Source organism: Marinococcus luteus, from assembly GCF_900106595.1.
Lineage (GTDB): Bacteria > Bacillota > Bacilli > Bacillales > Marinococcaceae > Marinococcus > Marinococcus luteus.
The window spans coordinates 266059-284986 of record NZ_FNNC01000002.1 but is presented as its reverse complement, the minus strand read 5'-3'; the positions used below and the strand labels follow the sequence as shown (position 1 = coordinate 284986).

At 50.7% G+C, this 18928-nt stretch carries 16 protein-coding genes; 13 read left to right on the top strand and 3 right to left on the bottom strand.

What is annotated here, in order from left to right; genetic code table 11:
• The first annotated feature begins 352 nt into the window (after positions 1–352).
• The 5 genes from BLV22_RS06760 to BLV22_RS06740 all read left to right on the top strand — a co-directional run bounded on the left by BLV22_RS06760 (position 353) and on the right by BLV22_RS06740 (position 8264).
• A complete protein-coding gene (locus tag BLV22_RS06760; RefSeq protein ID WP_342706672.1) occupies positions 353–2833 on the top strand; it encodes an N-acetylmuramoyl-L-alanine amidase in 2481 nt (826 codons plus the stop codon).
• A 188-nt stretch (positions 2834–3021) separates the two neighbouring features.
• Positions 3022–4185 carry a glycosyltransferase gene (locus tag BLV22_RS06755; RefSeq protein ID WP_143030958.1) on the top strand — a complete coding sequence of 388 codons (1164 nt, stop codon included), beginning with the start codon at positions 3022–3024 and terminating at the stop codon, positions 4183–4185.
• Positions 4186–4241: 56 nt separating this feature from the next.
• A complete protein-coding gene (cysQ, locus tag BLV22_RS06750; protein ID WP_091612965.1) occupies positions 4242–5048 on the top strand; it encodes a 3'(2'),5'-bisphosphate nucleotidase CysQ in 807 nt (268 codons plus the stop codon).
• Between the two features lie 42 nt (positions 5049–5090).
• Positions 5091–6404, top strand: coding sequence for a flippase (locus tag BLV22_RS06745; RefSeq protein ID WP_176967691.1), 1314 nt, complete (start codon positions 5091–5093; stop codon positions 6402–6404).
• A gap of 81 nt (positions 6405–6485) precedes the next feature.
• Positions 6486–8264 (top strand): SLC13 family permease, encoded by a 1779-nt coding sequence (locus tag BLV22_RS06740; protein ID WP_091612959.1) that lies wholly within the window; start codon positions 6486–6488, stop codon positions 8262–8264.
• Between the two features lie 46 nt (positions 8265–8310).
• Here the strand turns inward: BLV22_RS06740 and BLV22_RS06735 are convergent, their stop codons facing one another.
• Positions 8311–9459, bottom strand: coding sequence for a polysaccharide pyruvyl transferase family protein (locus tag BLV22_RS06735; RefSeq protein WP_176967690.1), 1149 nt, complete (start codon positions 9457–9459; stop codon positions 8311–8313).
• Between the two features lie 252 nt (positions 9460–9711).
• On the opposite strand from BLV22_RS06735, the gene BLV22_RS06730 reads away from it, so the two are divergent.
• From BLV22_RS06730 to BLV22_RS06720, 3 genes are all read left to right on the top strand, one after another.
• Positions 9712–10545 carry a sulfotransferase family protein gene (locus tag BLV22_RS06730; protein WP_176967689.1) on the top strand — a complete coding sequence of 278 codons (834 nt, stop codon included), beginning with the start codon at positions 9712–9714 and terminating at the stop codon, positions 10543–10545.
• Between the two features lie 133 nt (positions 10546–10678).
• Positions 10679–11473: an SGNH/GDSL hydrolase family protein gene (locus BLV22_RS06725; protein WP_091612951.1), complete on the top strand. Its 795-nt coding sequence runs from the start codon at positions 10679–10681 to the stop codon at positions 11471–11473.
• Between the two features lie 125 nt (positions 11474–11598).
• Entirely contained in the window at positions 11599–12291 is a 693-nt protein-coding gene (locus BLV22_RS06720) for a CpsD/CapB family tyrosine-protein kinase (RefSeq protein ID WP_091612949.1), read from the top strand.
• A gap of 24 nt (positions 12292–12315) precedes the next feature.
• On the opposite strand, the gene BLV22_RS06715 is transcribed toward BLV22_RS06720, so the two are convergent.
• Both BLV22_RS06715 and BLV22_RS06710 read right to left on the bottom strand, forming a co-directional pair.
• Positions 12316–12987 carry a response regulator gene (locus BLV22_RS06715; RefSeq protein ID WP_091612946.1) on the bottom strand — a complete coding sequence of 224 codons (672 nt, stop codon included), beginning with the start codon at positions 12985–12987 and terminating at the stop codon, positions 12316–12318.
• A 61-nt stretch (positions 12988–13048) separates the two neighbouring features.
• Positions 13049–14221, bottom strand: coding sequence for a sensor histidine kinase (locus tag BLV22_RS06710; RefSeq protein WP_091612943.1), 1173 nt, complete (start codon positions 14219–14221; stop codon positions 13049–13051).
• Positions 14222–14439: 218 nt separating this feature from the next.
• Here BLV22_RS06710 and BLV22_RS06705 point away from each other — a divergent pair, with 218 nt between their 5' ends.
• Genes BLV22_RS06705 through BLV22_RS06685 form a run of 5 tightly spaced genes read left to right on the top strand, consistent with a single transcriptional unit; the run spans position 14440 to position 18906 of the window.
• The gene (locus BLV22_RS06705) at positions 14440–15174 is read left to right on the top strand and encodes a tyrosine-protein phosphatase (protein ID WP_091612940.1); all 735 of its coding nucleotides are present in this window, start codon (positions 14440–14442) and stop codon (positions 15172–15174) included.
• Positions 15175–15231: 57 nt separating this feature from the next.
• On the top strand, positions 15232–15726 hold the full coding sequence (locus BLV22_RS06700; RefSeq protein ID WP_091612937.1) for a winged helix-turn-helix domain-containing protein: 495 nt from the start codon (positions 15232–15234) through the stop codon (positions 15724–15726).
• A 15-nt stretch (positions 15727–15741) separates the two neighbouring features.
• Positions 15742–16665, top strand: a complete 924-nt coding sequence (locus BLV22_RS06695) for an NAD-dependent epimerase/dehydratase family protein (protein ID WP_091612934.1) — start codon at positions 15742–15744, stop codon at positions 16663–16665.
• Between the two features lie 51 nt (positions 16666–16716).
• A complete protein-coding gene (locus tag BLV22_RS06690) occupies positions 16717–17475 on the top strand; it encodes a tyrosine-protein phosphatase (protein ID WP_091612931.1) in 759 nt (252 codons plus the stop codon).
• 42 nt (positions 17476–17517) lie between these two features.
• Positions 17518–18906 carry a sugar phosphate nucleotidyltransferase gene (locus tag BLV22_RS06685; protein ID WP_091612929.1) on the top strand — a complete coding sequence of 463 codons (1389 nt, stop codon included), beginning with the start codon at positions 17518–17520 and terminating at the stop codon, positions 18904–18906.
• Positions 18907–18928 lie beyond the last annotated feature (22 nt).

The following is an 18928-nucleotide window of genomic DNA, read 5'->3' as shown; positions in this document are numbered from 1 at the left end:
TAGTACTTTTTATCTACAATGAAAGTGTATGAAATGGCTAGTGAAATTACAAGCTAATTTTAATAAAGAAAATAATTATGCATAAAAAAGTAACAAATAACTACCGTTAAAAAGCACAATATAAAACTTTAATGGTTATTAAATACTGATTTTAAGGGGTTTTTATACTGTAATATTTGTAATTAAAACGTAATTTTTTAGAAAGAATGTTGTTTAACGAGGGTTTATTTAAATGAAAAATTGTAATAATATGCAATATATAAGTTAGTCCCATTGTAGGACGTAAGTATTGGCATATAAAATATACATGTACCCCAAATTTATCAGTAATTATAACGAAAGGAGAGAATAAATCATTTTTCACCTCAAAAACTACATACTACTCGCAGCTGCCTTCGTACTTATAACGTCCTTAATATTTCAAACCCAGCAGGCAGATGCTGCTTCATCGCTAAGAGAGGGGGATAGTGGAAGTGCGGTTCAAGAACTCCAAAAAGACTTGAATGAAGCGGGCTTCCACGTTACCGACAATCCGACGACCTACTTCGGTCCACAAACGGACAGCGCAGTAAAGGCTTTCCAAAAGGATCAGAACCTGGTTGTTGACGGCATTGCCGGCCCTAACACCCTATCAGAGCTTGAAAAGGTGCTGAATGCTAAAAACAGCAGCTCGAATGACAGCAGTCCGAGCAGCGGCGTGATGAAGGAGGGTGTGAGCGGGTCGAACGTTCAGCAGCTTCAGAAGGACTTGAACGAAGCGGGTTTTCACGTTGTGAACGCGCCAACCGTTCACTTTGGACCGAAAACGGATCAGGCGGTACGTGACTTCCAAAAGGCGAACGGCCTTTACGTTGACGGCGTCGCCGGTCCGAACACGCTCGCGAAGCTTGCTGAGGTGCTGAACGAGAGCTCCAATGACGACAGCAGCTCGAGCGACAGCGGCCTTCTGCAGGACGGTGTGGACAGCCCGGCGGCACAGGCAATGAAAGAAGACCTGTATACGCTCGGGTACCTGGACATCTCAAGTCCGAATGGCAAATTCGGGCCGCAGACCGAAGCGGCGGTTATTGCCTTCCAGAAGGATCACGGCTTGACGGCAAACGGGATCGCAGATGACAAGACACTTGCGAAAATGAAAGAAGCCCTGAATGCTGATTCAGACGACAGCAGCTCGAATGACAGCAGTCCGAGCAGTGACGTCATGAAGGAAGGCGTGAGCGGGTCGAACGTGCAGCAGCTTCAGAAGGATTTGAACGAAGCAGGCTTCCACGTTACCGATAACCCGACCACCTACTTCGGTCCGAAAACGGATCAGGCGGTACGTGACTTCCAAAAGGCGAACGGCCTTTACGTTGACGGCGTCGCTGGTCCGAACACGCTCGCGAAGCTGGCTGAGGTGCTGAACGAGAGCTCCAATGACGACAGCAGCGACGACAGCAGCTCGAATGACAGCAGTCCGAGCAGTGACGTCATGAAGGAAGGCGTGAGCGGATCGAACGTGCAGCAGCTTCAGAAGGATTTGAACGAAGCAGGCTTCCACGTTACCGATAACCCGACCACCTACTTCGGTCCGAAAACAGAGCAAGCTGTGCGGGACTTTCAGGAGCAGTACACTCTCACTATTGACGGTGTAGCTGGTCCAAAGACGCTCGCAAAGCTGGCTGAGGTGCTGAGCGACAGCTCCAATGATGACAGCTCCAATGATGACAGCTCCAATGATGACAGCTCCAATGACGATAGCAGTGATGACAGCAGTTCGAATGATAGCGGCCTTCTGAAGGACGGCGTGGACAGCCCGGCAGCACAGGCGATGAAAAAAGATCTGTATACGCTCGGGTACCTGGATATCTCAAATCCAAATGGCAAATTCGGTCCGCAGACCGAAGCAGCTGTTAAAGAATTTCAGCGCGATCATGATTTGTACGTAGACGGTGTAGCCGGTCCGAAGACACTAGCGAAGATCAGCGAAGTTCTCAGCACTAAAGAGAGCGACGATGAATCGAATGACGATAGTGCAAGCGACGTCGGTGATCCAGGCAACTACGGATCGATCTCGATCATGAAGGTAGGCACAACTCATGAGGCTGTTGCCCAACTGAAGCTCGACCTTGAAGCGCTCGGTTTCATGAGTGTAAGCAATCCATCCAATGAATTCGATTCCGCCACCGATCAGGCAGTAAAAGATTTTCAGCGTTCTGAAAATCTAGCAGTCGACGGTGTAGCCGGTCCGAACACGATGAAAGCTCTGCGTGCAGCATTAAACGTAGATGAAACGTATCCATCTGAGTCCGCTGTAGACGGTAAAACAATTGTTTTGGACGCCGGGCATGGCGGAAGTGATCCAGGAGCGGTTGCGAATGGATTAAGAGAAAAAGACATTAACCTTGAAACGGCAAAATACGCGGCAAGCAAATTGCGTGCAGCCGGTGCAAATGTTGTAATGACACGGGAAACTGATAAGTACCTAACACTCTCCCAGCGTTCTTCTATTGGCAATAACGCTGATGCGGATGCCTTTATCAGTATTCACACAAACGCGGGTGGCGGTAATGGTCTCGAAACTTACTGGTACAGCAAGTACGAACGCGAGGAAAGCAAAGAGCTGGCCGAAGAAATTCAGGCAGGAATGCTCCGGGCAACCTCCGGACGGGATCGTGGAGAAAAGCAAGGAAATTTCCACGTGATCCGTGAAACACAAGTACCATCTGTATTGGTAGAGCTTGGTTTCATCGATAATTCCACCGAAGCTTCCTACCTGAAGCAAAGCTCCTACAGAGAAAAGCTTGCTGAAGGAATTTATCAAGGTACGAATTCGTACTTCAGCAAAAATTAAGAGTGAAGAGTTGCCCGTCTGGGCGGCTCTTTTTCTTTATAGGAAGGAAAAACTGCTGCCCGTCTTATAGAAGAGGAAAGCATCTTTTCACTTAATTGGAAGAAGTGTACAATAGAGCGAGTGATTCATACATAACGGACGAAAGACAAAGAGAAGAATTTAAAAAACTATTAAAGCAGGTGCTGAAAATGCTGAAAGGCAAAAAAAATAATTATTTTATTATCGGCCAGGAGCGTTGGGACTACGCGGCAATCAAATACCGCAGGCACCGCATTGCTGAACGTCTGGCGGACCTTCCGGAAACAAATCAGGTGTACTGGATCGCGCCGTATCAGACAACCTGGAAAAAAGCGTTGAATTTTCACCGTCATATCATTGTCCGGAAGCTTGATAACGGCATTATTCAATTAGAACTGCCGGAATATAAAGGAATGATCGGACAGGCCGGGATTCTGCCTATCCGGAAGCTGATGCAGCGTTTTTTTACGGCAGAAACCAACAACTGCATATGGTATACGTACCCGGCGTTTTGGAAGCTGGCAGCTCCGTCGCAGGATGAAGTAGTGTACGACTGCAGTGATCTGTGGGGCAGCTCCAACTGGTCGGCGGAAGGAGAAGAGCCACTCTGGAAAAAGAATGCGTACTTGAAGCTGATCCGGTTTGCTGAGCAAAAAATTGCCCAGCGCAGCGATCACTTATTTGCGACCTCGGAAACGCTTGGCAGTCATCTTGCAGCGCTTGCTGGAAGGCCGGCAGAAGTGATTGAAAACGGGGTGGACCTCGAAGGTTACAACGCCCCGGGGCAGTCTGTCAGAGAAGCAGCGGACATCCCGGAGCCGCGGCTTGTATTTTCCGGGGGCATTAAAAAGAAGATTGATCTGAAGCTGGTACGGGGGACGGCAGAACGTTTTCCAACTGCAAGCGTTGTAATGATCGGTCCGGTTGCAGATGAGCGGGACAGCGACGTTGCGGCGCTGCGTGCGATGAACAATGTACACTTTCTAGGGGAAAAATCGTCGGCGTCGATTCCGGATTATCTGCAGTATATGGATGTCGGTTTAATGCCATACAAAGATATTGATTATAACAAAGCAGTGAGCCCGTTAAAGCTTTTTGAATACCTGGCAGCCGGGGTTGGCACGGTTGGTCACGGCGTACCTACTACGGAAGGGCATCAGCATCCTGGTGTGTACGTTCACTGCGAGTCGTATGAAATGTTTTTTGAACAGATAGAAGCAATGCTCGCCCAGGCTAAGAGTCCTGAACTCATTCAGCAGCGGAAGCAGCTCGCCGAACAGCACGGCTGGGCGGAGAAAATTGATTACATCATCAGCGCTGTGCACAGAAACTAAATAACTGCAGCGCCAATTTGAAATACGAATAATAAAGCGAAAAAAGGAGCATACTTATGCAGGCGATTATTACGAGCGCAGTCATTTCGATTGCAGTAGAAGCAGGACAGGAAATCATGGAAGTGTACAAGCGTGATTTTACGGTCGAGCACAAAGAGGACGACTCCCCGCTCACAGAAGCGGACAAGCGCGCCCACAATGTAATAGCCAAAGGCCTCCACGAAGCAGACCCGGAGACGCCGGTCATCAGTGAAGAAGGAAATACGGTGGATTACGAGCAGCGTAAAGACTGGGAATCGTTTTGGCTAGTGGATCCGCTGGACGGCACCAAGGAATTTGTGAAGAAAAACGACGAATTCACGGTTAATATCGCAAAAATTGAAGGCCAATATCCGGTTATGGGTGTCATTTACGTGCCGGCTCAGGACGTGCTGTACATTGGCGGGAAATCCTTCGGAGCCTATAAGGTCACCGATGTCAGCTCCAGGCTGCCGCTCAGTGAAGAGCTGCTCGAGCAGTATGGCGAAAAGTTGGCGGCTTCCGAGCCTGAAGGAGAAGTGCACGTCGTCGCCAGCCGCTCACACATGTCAGCAGAGACCGAAGCGTTTATTAACGAACTGAAAGAGACCTACAGCGGGGTAGACGTAGTGTCTGCCGGAAGCTCGCTGAAGTTCTGTCTGATCGCAGAAGGAAAAGCTGATTTTTATCCGCGCTACGCGCCGACGATGGAGTGGGACACCGGCGCCGGCCAGGCAATTGTAGAAGCAGCAGGGGGCACTGTCGTCAGATACGAAGACAATAAGAGGTTCTATTATAATAGAAAAGACCAGACCAACGGCTGGTTTGTGGTGAAATCATTTTAAGGTTTTCTTTTTTAACATAAAAGCGGAAATGAGTGTATGACATTGGGTGGTAGTTTATCACGTTTTAAAAATATGTTTTTTAATGCCAGTTGGATAATGTTTGAAAGATTTTTCCGTATGGCAGCTAATTTTTTCGTAGTTATCATGGTTGCCCGCTTTTTAGGACCAGATCAATTTGGTGTAATTAACTATCTCTTAGCTGTTGTGAACATTTTGGGACCTATCACCGCTCTTGGAATGGTTGGGGTTTTAGTAAGAGATTTGGTGAAAAATCCTGAACAGCAAAATGAGATGCTGGGCACCAGCTTTGTTTTAAAATTCGTTGCTGCACTTATCTGCAGCCTTGCTTTAGTCGTTTTTTCTATTTTTTATGAAACAGATCCGCTTTTAATTTGGTTTACAGTAGTATTTTCACTTTCACTTTTGTTTAAGCCTTTTGAAAACGTCAAGCTTTATTATGAATCAATTGTTAAGTCTAAATACGTAGCACTCTCGGAAAGCATGGTCATTATTGTATTTGCTACACTGAAGGTTGTATTAGTGTTAATGCAGGCAGAGCTGCTTTATTTTGTTCTTGTGTATGCCGGCGAAGTAGCTATGATGAGCTTTGCTAAAATTATTTTTCTGAGAAAAAATGATATGTCTTTATTAAGTTGGCGGTTCAAGCCTTCATTGGTTAGGCCTCTTCTTGCGCGTTCTTTGCCGCTTATTTTTTCGAGTATGGCTGCGGCAATATATATGAAAGTGGACCAGGTGATGCTTCGTTTTATCATCGATGAAGCGGCAGTAGGGGTCTATGCGGTAGCAGCCCGCATGTCTGAAATATGGTATTTTATTCCGATAGCGGTTGTGACATCGGTTTTTCCAGCCTTAATTAAACTGCGTGAAAAAGATTCAGTCAGGTATTACCGTCGTTTGCAGGCAGTTTTTGATATTTTGTTTCTGCTCGCTTTTTCGCTTGCTCTAGTGGTTACCTTTATCAGTGAGCCATTTATCAACATTGCTTTTGGAGACGAATACAGTGCTTCGGCAACAATACTATCTATTCATATATGGGCCGGTATTTTTGCGTTTATGAGACAGGGATTGAGTAAATGGTTGATCAATGAAAACTATTTGAAGTTCTCATTATACAGTCAGGGCGGCGGAGCCATTATTAATATTGCCCTGAATTTTGTTCTTATCCCTTTGTATGCCGGAATTGGTGCTGCTATCGCCACCATTAGTGCCTTCTTTATTTCTGCATACCTGGTCTGTTTTTTCACAAAAAAAACCCGGCCGATTGCGTTTATGATGACCAAATCATTTACAGCACCGTTCCGGGTAAGATCCATTATCAGAAATTTAAAAAGCTAGAACTACAAAGAGACGCCCGCAGCGGGTCTCTTTTGCTGTATAATCACCCCTATAAGAATAGGGGGAAATAGAGGGGTACATATGACCATCGAAATGGGTGTTGTATTAATATTAATCGCAGGGATGCTTCTGGCGCTGTTTTTTGAAGTCGCGCGGCCGGATATGATCGTGTTTACCGTGCTGGTTATTCTGCTGATCAGTGGTATCCTGACGACAGAACAGGCCCTGGTCGGGTTTTCCAACGAAGGGATGCTTACGGTTGCGCTTTTGTTCATCGTCGCCGGAGCAGTGCAGAAGAGCGGGATGGTGGAGAGGTTTATGACCGGCTGGCTGCAAAAGAGCCGCGGACCGGTATCATCAATGGTACGCACCTTTGTGCCAATATCCGGCATGTCGGCGTTTTTAAATAACACCCCGATTGTAGTAGCGTTTACCCCAATTATCAAAAAATGGTGCGAAGACCGGGGCTACGCACCCTCCAAATTTTTAATCCCCCTGTCGTATGCGACGATTATGGGCGGAACGATTACGCTGATCGGTACATCGACTAACCTGGTGGTGCACGGGATGCTTCTGGATTACGATATGGCGGGGTTTGGCATGTTTCAGCTGGCGATTGTCGGCCTGCCGCTGACGATCGTCGGTCTGATTTATCTGTTTACAGTCGGCTACCGGATATTGCCTGCCTATGAAGGAACGCAGAAACGGATGGAGGAGGAGGCCAAGGAGTACTTGTGTGAAATGAAGGTCGAGCCGGCGTTTCCATACGTGCGGAAGACCGTTCAGGAGGCAGGGCTTCGGGATCTGCAGGGGATGTTTTTGATCGAAATTATCCGTCGGGATGAGCGGATATCACCGGTAAGCTCCAATACCATTGTACAGGCGGGTGACCGTCTGATTTTCACCGGGGTGCTGGAAAAAATGGCCGATCTGCAGCGGACAGCGGGGCTTACGCTGAAAACCGGTACCGAGCTGACGCTTGATGACCTGCAGAATGGTTCGAACCAGTTGGTAGAGGCGGTCGTCTCCCACCAGTCCTCGCTTCAGGCCAAGACAATTAAACAGGCGCAGTTTCGTTCGTCCTACGATGCAGGCGTAGTCGCGGTGCACCGTAACAACGAACGGATCCAGAGCAAAATCGGGGACATCCGCCTGCGTCCCGGGGATTCGCTTCTGCTGCTCGCCGGTTCGGATTTTCTGCAGAAATACAAGCGCTCCAATGATTTTTACGTCGTCTCGGCCCTAGAGACCCCGGGGTCCATCAGGGAGCGCCCCGCGAAGGGCTGGTTCTCGCTCGGGGTGCTGCTTGCAATGATTGCGATCGTCACGATCGGGTGGCTCAGCATGTTTCAGGCAATGGCGCTTGCGGTACTCATTTTTTTAGTGGCACGTATTATTACACCCGAAGAAGCGAAACGCTACGTGCAGTTTCAGGTGCTGCTGCTGATTGCGAGTGCCTTCGGGGTAGGATCGGCCATGAACGAAACAGGGCTTGCCGCCTGGATAGCGAAGGGGCTACTTGCTTTCGGGGAGCCGCTTGGCATCATCGTTATTCTGTTTTTCATTTATGCCCTGACCAACCTGTTTACTGAGCTGATTACAAACAGCGCGGCGGCGGTGCTGATGATTCCGATCGGCCTGAGCATTGCCGAAAGCCTGAATGCCGATCCGATGGGATTTGCCGTCACTATTGCGATCGCCGCTTCGGCAAGCTTTGTCACCCCAATCGGGTACCAGACGAATCTGATTGTGTACGGGCCCGGCGGCTACAAATTCTCCGACTATATTAAAGTCGGCCTGCCGCTCACGGTCATTGCGATGGTGATGACTGTCGGCATCGTGCATACGGTTTATTTTTAAACAGAGAAATGGCTCCGGAGCTCATGGCCCCGGAGCCTGTTGCGTTCTAGAGCAGGTAGTCCTGCTGGTCGAGGGTTTTTAGTTTTTTCTCAATCGCGGCTGATTCCTGTTCCCACTGATTGTATAAAACGTCCAGCTGCTGCATGACCTTTTCAGCCTGCAGACTGGAGATGTCTACGTGGTAGCGTTCCTGATTAAAGTATTCCAGCAGCGCCTTATATTTGGCTGCCCAGCCAATCACAAGCGCCGGGGTGGATGAGCGGTAGGCGTGAATAATGGAGTGGTAGCGGGAGGCGACAATAAATTTCTTATTGTGCAGCTCTTCCTCGGCGTTTTCGGACGTGACCTCCACGACCGGAATTTGTTCGGCCCTGCTCTGGTCGGAAAGAGACTCGAGAATTTCCTCGCACAGCTCTTTGTCCTCCCGGGAATGGTACAAAAGAGAAATATTTTCCTGCTTGCTTTCGAGAAAGCCGATAATGTTGGAAAAGTAAGCAATGACGTCCTCTTTCGGCTGGTAATTGAGCAGCTTCTTGTTTGGAACAAGGGCGACCGCTTCCCGGTTCACCTCATGTTTGGCTTCCGGCGCTTTATTGGTGAGCACCAGGTCCATGGCCGGCGTGACACCGTCCGGACGGAAGGCGGAAATATGCTGAAGGCTTTCGCTTTCTCTTGCAAACACTTTTTCCGGATAGGAGAGTGCTTTTCGGAGCAGATAATGCATGAAGGGCTTCAGCGTTTTTGAATAGGTGAACGGACCGAATGACTGCGGCAGAAGTGCCGCGCGCACATTATACTTTTTGGCAAGCAGCAGGTTCAGCAGGTAGCTCCCCTGATGGCGCAATGTAAACTGATTGGAAAGCCCGAAGCCGCTGATGTCATACAGCTGATCGGCTTCAAGAAAAGCCCTGCGCAGCTTGTCCATCCGCTTTCGGATCGAGCGTTTTTTCGTTACACGGTACATGAGCTCGTACAGCGGCGTTAAGTGAAAATAAAGCACGAGGCGGTCGTAGAACGAGAGTGTAATTAACTCATAGGGAAATTCGCGGACGTCCTTTTCGTCGTGTTCAATGTTGGTCAAAAGAAGAATATGGTGGTCGGGATACTTGTTTTTCAGTTCGCTTGTGACCGTATAGATCATCGCTTCCGAGCCTTTGTTATACAGCTGGGCCCCGGTAATAATAATATTTGGCATAAGTAAGTTCATCTCCTGTGATGAATAGTGATTTAACCGCTTAAATTAAAAGTATAGACTAAAAGGAAAGGAGAAATCAATCCGCCTTCCCTTGCTGTTTTGCGATTCCAGACTGAAGGTGAATTTCCTGTAATCGATTGTAGTTAGGTGAACAAGGCATGTATAATAATATGAGGGGAAAATGCTAACAATTTATTTGCGTGCATAAGTGAAATGCTCACTTTATGTAACACATCCAGGGAGGCTTACATTATGGGATTTCCTCCATCCGCATTTTTAATTGGTGCGCAGAAGGCAGGAACGACGACACTCGCGAATCTGCTCGGCCAGCATCCGGACCTCAGTCTTGCAGAACCGAAAGAGCCGGATTATTTGTCCAATCAATACAGCCGGGGGCTGGAGTGGTATAAGGAGCGGTTTATCGATCCGGAGGCAGAGGTGCTGCTCGACGCTTCGACGTCGTATACGCTTGCAAGCCCCAAGTATGAATATGAGGATAAAAGCATACCGGAGCGGCTGTATGAGCTGAATCCGGACGCAAAGCTGATCTATATTATGCGGGATCCGGTGGAGCGGACGTATTCCGGGTACCTGCACAGCAAACGTTACGGCAGAACAACCCAGAGCTTCAGCGCCCTGATTCGCAACAAGGAGTTTCATCATATTTTTACGAGTGATTACTACAAACAGATCAGCCGCTGGCTGGAGGTGTTTCCAAGGGAATCGCTGCTTCTCTTGTTGTTTGAAGACCTGAAAGAAGAACCGGAAGCGGCTGCCCGGGAGTGCCTCGAGTTTCTGGGACTCGATAGCGATGTTGAGATGAGTACGGACGTATACATGAATAAAAGCTACAATACGACCGGGTTCGGAGCCAAATTGAATGGACTTCTCCGTAAATACCGCTTCATCAATGTCAAATGGATACCGCAGAGACTGCGGGAGCGGCTGAAGAAAACGTTCATTGTAAGCAAAGAGCCGGTAGAGAAAATGAGCGAGGAAGACCGGATTTATCTGCAGGAGCATTTCCGTCCGATGAACGAACAGCTGAAGCGGCAATACGGCGTAGACACAAACAAATGGAGCTGAACAGAGGAGCAAAAAAGAACTGGAAAACGGGTCGGAACCAGTTCTTTTTAATGGGAATTTTCGGATTTCGTCTTTACAATCTGAAAGATTTTCGTGATACTTAAGAATGGAATAATGAGCAGGGGGAGATCTCATGAAACGATCAATTGGGTTATTTATTCTCGTCCTGATCACGGCTGTGGTACTGATTGTAGGATGGCTGTACTATCAGGACCGCATCGACAATGCCGGGGGAGCAGCCAGTGGCAGCGGGCAGCAGAACGGCGGCAGTGATGATTCTTCCAGGGGCGGTGGATCGGAGAGCGGCATCAATGCTGAAGGGCTCAATGCCGGCCTGCAGAATCAGCTTGAAGAAGCTGAGCAATCCGGGGAACCACTGCGGCTTGTTGTGGCCGGATCCGATGCGGTGACCTCAGAAGGCGACAACAGCTTTCCCCAGCAGCTGGCCGATCGGATAGAGGAGAACTGGGACGGAATTAGCACGGAAGTAGAAACGATTACATATGATGACAGCACGTCACTTGAAGTGCTGAACGATGGCGGGCCGGAGGAAATGGCCGGAGCCGGGGCCGATTTGTTTATCTTTGTGCCGTTTGCGGTGAGTGATAACGGAACGGTCAGCAGCGACGATACCATCTATGCCACCCGTGAAATTACGGAAGCGGTGCAGGAAAACGACAGTGCGTATTATATTAGTGCGCCGCAGCCGTGGTACGAAGCGCAGTATTACTTAGAACAGCTCGACGCCGTGGAGGGCTATGCCGATGAGGCCGGGGTCACCTACCTGAACCACTGGAGTGCCTGGCCGGCAGTGGATGATGAAGAACTGACTGACTACGTCGGCGAAGATACGCCGGTGCCGACCGAACAGGGGCATACCGCCTGGACGGACGGCATCTGGCAGCATTGGACGGAAAACGGGTCATAAAAAGGTCCTACTTTTTGGGAAAAAGGGCCGGAGCCTGTTTGAATATGCTATACTACGCCTATAATGAATGAAGCACCCGGCCGATATAATGAGCAATGGACAGAAATCAAAAGGAGTGTGTGCGTTTGGCACGAAAAAAGAAGCAAGAGACGAACACGAATCAGCGGAAACTCATTACCTGGCTGAACAGTAAATCACCGGTTTCCGAGCAATACCGCACGATTCGTACTAATATTCAATATTCCTCGGTGGATAAAGAAATGCAGGCAATAGTTGTTACCTCGGCAGGCCCGGGAGAGGGGAAATCCACTACGGTGGCGAATCTGGCGGTAACGATGGCCCAGCAGGAAAAGAAAGTGCTTCTTATCGATGCCGACCTGCGTAAGCCGACCGTGCACTACACATTCCGCCGCATGAACACCCACGGAATGATTAATGCTTTAACAAATCATGGAGAATACGCGTCGTACGTCCAGGAAACGGAAGTGCCGAATCTCGATATTCTGCCGAGCGGCCCGATTCCGCCGAACCCGTCTGAAATACTCGGGAGCCGTTCGATGGCGCACCTGGTGGAGCTCGCCCGCGAGCAATACGACGTGATTTTGTTTGACGCGCCTCCGGTTTTGGCGGTGACAGATGTTCAGGTTATTTCCCGCCACTGTGACGGAAGCATTCTCGTCGTTAAAGCCGGATCCACTGAAAACGATGCCGCCCGAAAGGCCAAGGAACTGTTGGAAGTGAGCGGTGTGCCGATCCTCGGCTGTATTCTGAACCAGAAAAAAGGCATGGATCAAAGCTATTACTACTATTATGGATAAACAAAACGAACCGGCTCCTGCAATTCAGGAGCCGGTTTCTTTGTGCCGCCGCTGGAAATAGGCAATTGCTTCGCGGCGGTTGCGGACGCCGATTTTCCGGTAGATGGCGGTCAGGTAATTTTTGACGGTGCCGAGCGTTAAAAACAGCGTATCTGCGATTTCCTGGTTGGAGTAGCCGGCGAGCAGCAGGTCCATAATCCGCCGGTCCTGCAGGGAAAGCCCGGTCGTGTCCTCGGTTTCCTGAAAATGCGGGGCACCGTCCGTGCGGTTGCGGGCGGCGAGCTGGTCGCTCAGCGTCTCCGATACCGATGTCGGAAGCACCATCTGGCCGTGAGCCACCTGGCGCACGCAGCGGACGAGCTCATCGCTTTCCCAGTCCTTCAGGAGAAACCCCTTCGCGCCGTTCGCAAGCGCCTGGATGACGTTTTCAGCGTCCACATAGGAGCTGAGCATAATAAACTTCGTCTGCGGCGATGTCAGCTGAAAGTCCGGCAGCCACTCAATGCCGTTATTGCCTTCTAAGTACACATCAAGCATCACCACGTCCGGAAGCTCGTTCGTAAGCATCATTTCTGCTTCCGCCCCGTTTCTCGCAATGCCGACCACTTCCAAATCCTCCTCAAGCTCCATGATCATCGCCAGTCCGTCCCGGACAATGGCATGATCATCGACAATCCCTATCCGAACGGTATCCATCTGCAGATCCTCCTTCTTATACTTATGCTGAGATTTACACGTATAAATAGTCAGTTCCTTATTATGACGGGGTGTAAGGGCTCCGGTCCTTCACCGGCAGGCGCAGCTCGAGCGCCATGCCGTTTCGGTCTTCCGCAAGTGCTTCGAAACGGAGCAGGCCGCCAAGCTCCTCGGCCCGGGCGGAGAGCCCGCGCAGGCCGAATCCGTAGCTGACGTTCTTCGTGACGGTCCGGCCGTTATCCTCGAGCCGGGCAATCAGCTGGCCTGGTACCTGGGTGGACAGTGTATAGGAAAAAAACGTGCACCCACCGTGACGGAGGCCGTTGGTAAGCCCCTCCTGGAGCATCCGGTACAACAGCATTTCCTGCTCCGCCCGGAGCGGGGGCAGCGGCTCGTCAAACTGCCACTCGATCCGCACATCCGAGGTGTCGCGGGTGGAGACGAGAAGTGTCTCAAGCGCGGCCGACAGGTCGATGAAGCCGTCGGTATGTGCCATGGAGTGCGCCGTTTTCCGTATTTCTTTCATGGTTTCCTGCACCTGGTGCTTGGACGTCTGAAGCTGGGCGCGGGCTTTTTCGACTTCTCCTTTTTCAAGCAGCCGTTTGGCTGTTTCGAGCGCCATCATGGAGGTGGTTAAATAATGGCCGGCGCTGTCATGAATGTCGCGGGAGAGCTTCAGCCGCTCCTGCATGATGGATTTATCCTCCATTTCCCGGTGGTACAGCCGGAGCCGGTCGTAGGCCCGCTGCAGTTCATTGCGCTGCAGGGTGGAGCGTTGGGCCAGATAGCTGAATCCCCAGAACAGCACATATTCGATAAAGCGGGGCAGGACAAAGGTGAGAGCGGCAGGAGCCGGAAATCCTTCGTGAAATGCCGTGGCACTTGCAAATCCTCCGAAACAAAGAAGCATAAACGGAAAGCTGAAGCGCCTAGGCGCCCTGTACCCGAGCTCGGCAATTAAGACGAAAAAGAGCGTCTGGGGCACAAATCCTCCGGCAATTGCCTGGACCACCCAGGCAATGATGAACTGAAGGCTGATGACCATTACAGAGGAAAAACGGGCAAGCGGTATGGATAGAAGCACGAGCCGGGTCACCTGGATAATACCAAATACCCAGCAGAGGCCTGCGGCAAGCCACCGCTCGTCCGGCGACTCCATGTACACGAACAGTCCGGCTGCGATGATGGCTATGAATTGGATTGTATACATGAAGATTCGCTGGCGGCGGTTCATTCAGGTCCACTCCCTTTCGCCGGGGCAATCCCGTGCGGGGTCCCATCTTCCTAGAAAAGGTCATATGACTATTAACATTTGTGTGATTATTAATGACTAGGTAATTACTATTAATAATTATACTGGACTATTAATATAAAAGAAACGGCAACAGGCAAAATATTCTAAAAAATATCACGTAGGCCATTTGACTTACTCGAAATGAAAGAGGTGAGTACATGATTGAGATGCATGCCCATATCCTCCCCGGCTTTGATCACGGACCAAAAACGATGAAAGAAAGCCTGGAGATGGCGAAGCAGGCAGCGGCGGCCGGTGTCAGCATTATTTACGCAACGCCGGGATACCGGTATCCGTCGTATGATTTTGGGGCCGTTTTCGTGACAGAGGCGGTGAAATTTCTGAATTTTCAGCTCCTGAAAGTCCGGATTCCGGTCCGCGTCCGCTCTGGACAGGAAATCACCCTGTACGACGGAATGGAAACCGATTTGGTAAAAAAGCGGGTACTTCCGCTGGAGCATACCAATTATGTACTCGTTCATATGAATGAGACCCACAGCTTTTTATACGTCCGGCAGATGCTCAAAAAACTGTACAATCACGGTTTCATTCCCATTCTTTCATCGCCGGAGCGGCTGCAGATGTTTCAGAAAAGGCATGGGGGGATCGAGACGCTCGTGAATGAAGGAGCAGCCGTGCAGATCAGTGCCGGAGCGCTTCTTGGCCGCGACGGAAGAAGCGACAGGCGCTGGGCCAAGTATTTTCTGAAAAAGCGGCTCGTGCATTTTGTGGCATCGAACGCCTGCAGTGCACATGACCAGCCGTTCTGCCTGGATCAAATGCCCCAGCAATTTATCAGGATGAACCGGCTGGATGAATGGGAGCGGATGCAGAAAAATACGCATCTGCTGCTGGAAGGGGGAAGGGTTACACCGCCGGCACTAACGCTGTAACAGTACCGGCGAAACACACAATCTGTATTGACGAGGGGACTGAAGGGGGAGATGGTTTTGCATCAATTAGTAACATCCAAAACAAGGCTGCGGCTCGTAATGAAGTTTTATCTGACAGAGGAAGAAACGTACCTGCGTGAACTCGTGCGCGAATGCAAGGAGTCAACAAATGCGATCCGCCTCGAGCTGCGCCGGCTGTATGACATGAATTTAATTACCGACCGCTGGGTGAAAAACCGCCGCTACTACAAAATCAATAAAAATTACTACCTGCACAGACAGATGGAGTCGCTCATTAAACAGTACTTATACTGGGACGAGCTGCACGAGAAGCTGAAGGGCATCGAGTGGAAGACCATCTATATTACGCCTGATCCAAAACGAAGCTCGCCGGTGGAATATGTGATTGAAGTGGAGGAAAACTCTCCGCACTGGGGCAAGCAGTTTTATCTCGGAGAGGGAACGACGGTGACATTCGCGACGACTTCGATGCTGAACCATATTGAGCAGGTGCTGATCAGCGTAGGCAGACAAAAAGAAAAAGTATCATAAAAGGAGGCCGCCAGGTTGGATAAACAGGCGAAGATTTACGTAACTAATCATCAGGAGCGGGCAGGCAGCGCCATTTATCACTACCTATTAAAGCAGGGATACGAAAACGTGGTCGTGCGCACCGGCGTCGACACGGGAATGGAAAGCATTCAGGCAGTGAATACATTTTTTGCGGAGGAAAATATTGAATATGTTTTCATGACCGACGGCTATGAATACGCGGAATCAAATACAACAGTGGGGCTGCAGGCGAGGCGCTGGCAGCAGGCAAATGTGCTCGAAGCCTCCGCCCGCTACAACGTGAAAAAGCTGCTGTATCTCGGCGATATTCATGTGTATCCCAAATACACCCCGCAGCCGCTGAAGGAGACATTTCTGCAGCGGGGCATCATCGACGAGGTATACGCGGAACAGACGCAGGTGACCCGGGAGGGCATCGCTCTCTGCCGGGCCTACAACCGGGCGTCCAATACGAATTTTCACATCTCGGTGGCGCCGCGGATGTACGCAGTGGAGGATATGAACAGACGGAGCGGGATGGTGGCCGATGCGATGCAGAGGTGCATTCAGGCCCGCGACCAGTGGCAGGCGAAGGTGGAGATTCCGGAAAAAGAACCCGCCTTCCAGGAGCTCATCTACGGCGAAGATCTGGCGTCCGGATGCGTGTTTGTGATGAATCACTACAACGAAAAGGGGCCGGTCAATATCGGTACCGAGCGGGAGGTCAGCGCGAAGGAGCTCGTCATGCTGATCAAGCGGATTACCGGCTACAGAGGCGCCGTATTTTTCACAGGTTCCGGCTCCGGAGGCCTGCGGAGAAAAACGCTCGATACGTCGAAAATCAACCGGTACGGCTGGTACCCGGAAGTGTCAATTGCCAAAGGGCTGCAGGCCCTGTACCAATGGGGAACCGAGAGGGACCGCGCCGGCCGGGCGTAAAGGCGATCCCCGCAAGGAACGACTCGAAACAACAACCTGGGGGAACGCCGGATGATCGACATACACACACACATTCTGCCGGGGCTTGATCACGGGCCGGAGGCGGTAAACGAAAGCATTGCCATCGCGAAAGAAGCAGTCGCAAACAATATCCAGACGGTTTTTGCCACGCCGCATTACCGGCCCGGCGTCTATGAAAACGACGGCCTGACCGTCAAACAAGCCGTGCTTGACTTTAATATGCAGCTCCGGGCCGAAAGCATTCCGCTGCATGTAAAAAGCGGACATGAAATTACGCTGCATAAGGAGGTGACAGGTGACCTTTTATCCGGGCAGCTGCTGCCGCTTGAAGACACCAATTACGTACTCGTGGAAATGCAGACCGGTGATACCTTCGCACAGATTAAAACGCTGTTTTACTCCATGCAGCTCGAAGGCTATATTCCAATCATGACGCATCCGGAACGGCTTTACGGGTCTGCCGAAACAGACGATCCGTTGTATTATTTTGTTTCCCACGGGGCACTTTCGCAGGTGAGTGCGGAGGCAGTTGCCGGGCAGCACGGCCGCAAAAAGCAGCGGTTCGCCCTGAAACTCTTACGGAAAAACCTGGCTCATTTTATCGCTTCGCAGGCAGACAGCGTGCCTTTCCGTTTAAAGCCTGCCTACGAGCAGACCGCTGCAGTCCTCGGCCTGAAAAAGGCCCGGGAGCTGCAGGAAAATACCAAGCGTCTGCTGGTCGGTTCGCCGGCGTTTGTCGACCCGCCCGAGCCCCTGCACAAGAAACGCACTTTTTTTAAACGAATGTAAGGAAATTCTGTCCAAAATTTCAGGAAACAAGGAGGAATGCAGATGCGCTTAGTCCTGTTATCCGGAGGTTCGGGAAAACGGCTGTGGCCATTGTCCAACGATACGAGATCCAAACAGTTTCTAAAGGTGCTCGACGGGCCGGACGGCCAAAAGGAGTCGATGGTCCAGCGGGTGTGGAGGCAGCTTGAAGCATGCGGTCTTGCCTCCTCGGCGGTGATTGCCACCTCGGAATCACAGAAGGATCTGATTAAACGCCAGCTCGGGGAAAACGTGCCGCTCGTCATGGAGCCGGAGCGCCGGGATACATTCGCCGCTGTGGCACTTGCGGCGAGCTACCTGTTTTCCGTGGAAAAAGCGTCTCCGGAGGAGGTAATTGTAATGCTGCCGGTCGACGCCTTCGTAGACACAACTTTTTTTGAAAATTTTGAACTATTGGAGCGGCTGATCCAGGAGGGCACGAGCGACATGGCCCTGATGGGGGTCCAGCCGGTATATCCATCCACCAAGTACGGCTACATCGTCCCAGAAGATCGGAAGAAGGGCACCGAGGCCTTTACCGTCAAAGCCTTTACGGAAAAGCCGGACGAAGCAACCGCAAAGCAGCTCATCGACAGACGGGCGCTGTGGAACTGCGGCGTATTCAGCTTTACGATGGGTTACCTGCTTCAGATTCTCAAGGAGGAGCAGCTGCCGTTTGAGTACGAGCTGCTTAGAAGCCAGTACCATACGATCCCCAAAATCAGCTTTGACTACCGGGTCGTGGAGAAGGCGGAAAAGATCACCGTTTTAAAATATGATGGCGACTGGAAGGATCTTGGCACGTGGAATACGCTCACCGAGGAAATTGCCTCCAGCCAGACCGGGAAAGGCATCATTTCCGAAAGCTCGGTCAATACGCACCTCGTCAACGAACTCGACATCCCGGTTGCAGTCATCGATGCCAGCAATATGGTGATTGTGTCGAGTCCTGACGGAATTATCGTCGCTAACAAAGAGTCGAGCTCACAGATTAAAGAGCTCATTAAGGATTTCCGCTATCCGCAGATGTACGAGGAGCGGCTGTGGGGATGGTCGCGGGTGCTTGACTACGCCAAATATCCGGACGGCCAGATGATGATTACGAAGCGGATACTGCTGGAGTCCGGTAAAAACTCGACGCTTCACTACCACCATAACCGCGATGAAGTATGGACAGTCGTACGCGGGGAAGGCGAAATTGCGGTCGATAACCATATGTACCGCATCAAAGCGGGAGATGTAGTCCACCTGCCGGCCGGAACAAAGCACGCGATCCGGGCCACCGTGGACCTGGAAATTGTGGAGGTGCAGACCGGCATGGACATCAGCGACGAAGACACCGTCCGGGTCCATGACACATGGGAGGACGTGCTCCGCGCCCACAACGGCTCCGCCGCCAAGTTCATTAAATAGCTTTCTTTAAAATTTTTCGGTC

What these genes read in the sequence shown, in the direction of transcription:
- BLV22_RS06690 (WP_091612931.1), top strand. Translation starts at nt 16,717, where the DNA reads ATGATCGACATACACACACACATTCTGCCGGGGCTTGATCACGGGCCG.
- BLV22_RS06685 (WP_091612929.1), top strand. Translation starts at nt 17,518, where the DNA reads ATGCGCTTAGTCCTGTTATCCGGAGGTTCGGGAAAACGGCTGTGGCCA.
- BLV22_RS06725 (WP_091612951.1), top strand. Translation starts at nt 10,679, where the DNA reads ATGAAACGATCAATTGGGTTATTTATTCTCGTCCTGATCACGGCTGTG.
- cysQ (WP_091612965.1), top strand. Translation starts at nt 4,242, where the DNA reads ATGCAGGCGATTATTACGAGCGCAGTCATTTCGATTGCAGTAGAAGCA.
- BLV22_RS06755 (WP_143030958.1), top strand. Translation starts at nt 3,022, where the DNA reads ATGCTGAAAGGCAAAAAAAATAATTATTTTATTATCGGCCAGGAGCGT.
- BLV22_RS06735 (WP_176967690.1), bottom strand. Translation starts at nt 9,459, where the DNA reads ATGCCAAATATTATTATTACCGGGGCCCAGCTGTATAACAAAGGCTCG.
- BLV22_RS06705 (WP_091612940.1), top strand. Translation starts at nt 14,440, where the DNA reads ATGATTGAGATGCATGCCCATATCCTCCCCGGCTTTGATCACGGACCA.
- BLV22_RS06740 (WP_091612959.1), top strand. Translation starts at nt 6,486, where the DNA reads ATGACCATCGAAATGGGTGTTGTATTAATATTAATCGCAGGGATGCTT.
- BLV22_RS06730 (WP_176967689.1), top strand. Translation starts at nt 9,712, where the DNA reads ATGGGATTTCCTCCATCCGCATTTTTAATTGGTGCGCAGAAGGCAGGA.
- BLV22_RS06710 (WP_091612943.1), bottom strand. Translation starts at nt 14,221, where the DNA reads ATGAACCGCCGCCAGCGAATCTTCATGTATACAATCCAATTCATAGCC.
- BLV22_RS06715 (WP_091612946.1), bottom strand. Translation starts at nt 12,987, where the DNA reads ATGGATACCGTTCGGATAGGGATTGTCGATGATCATGCCATTGTCCGG.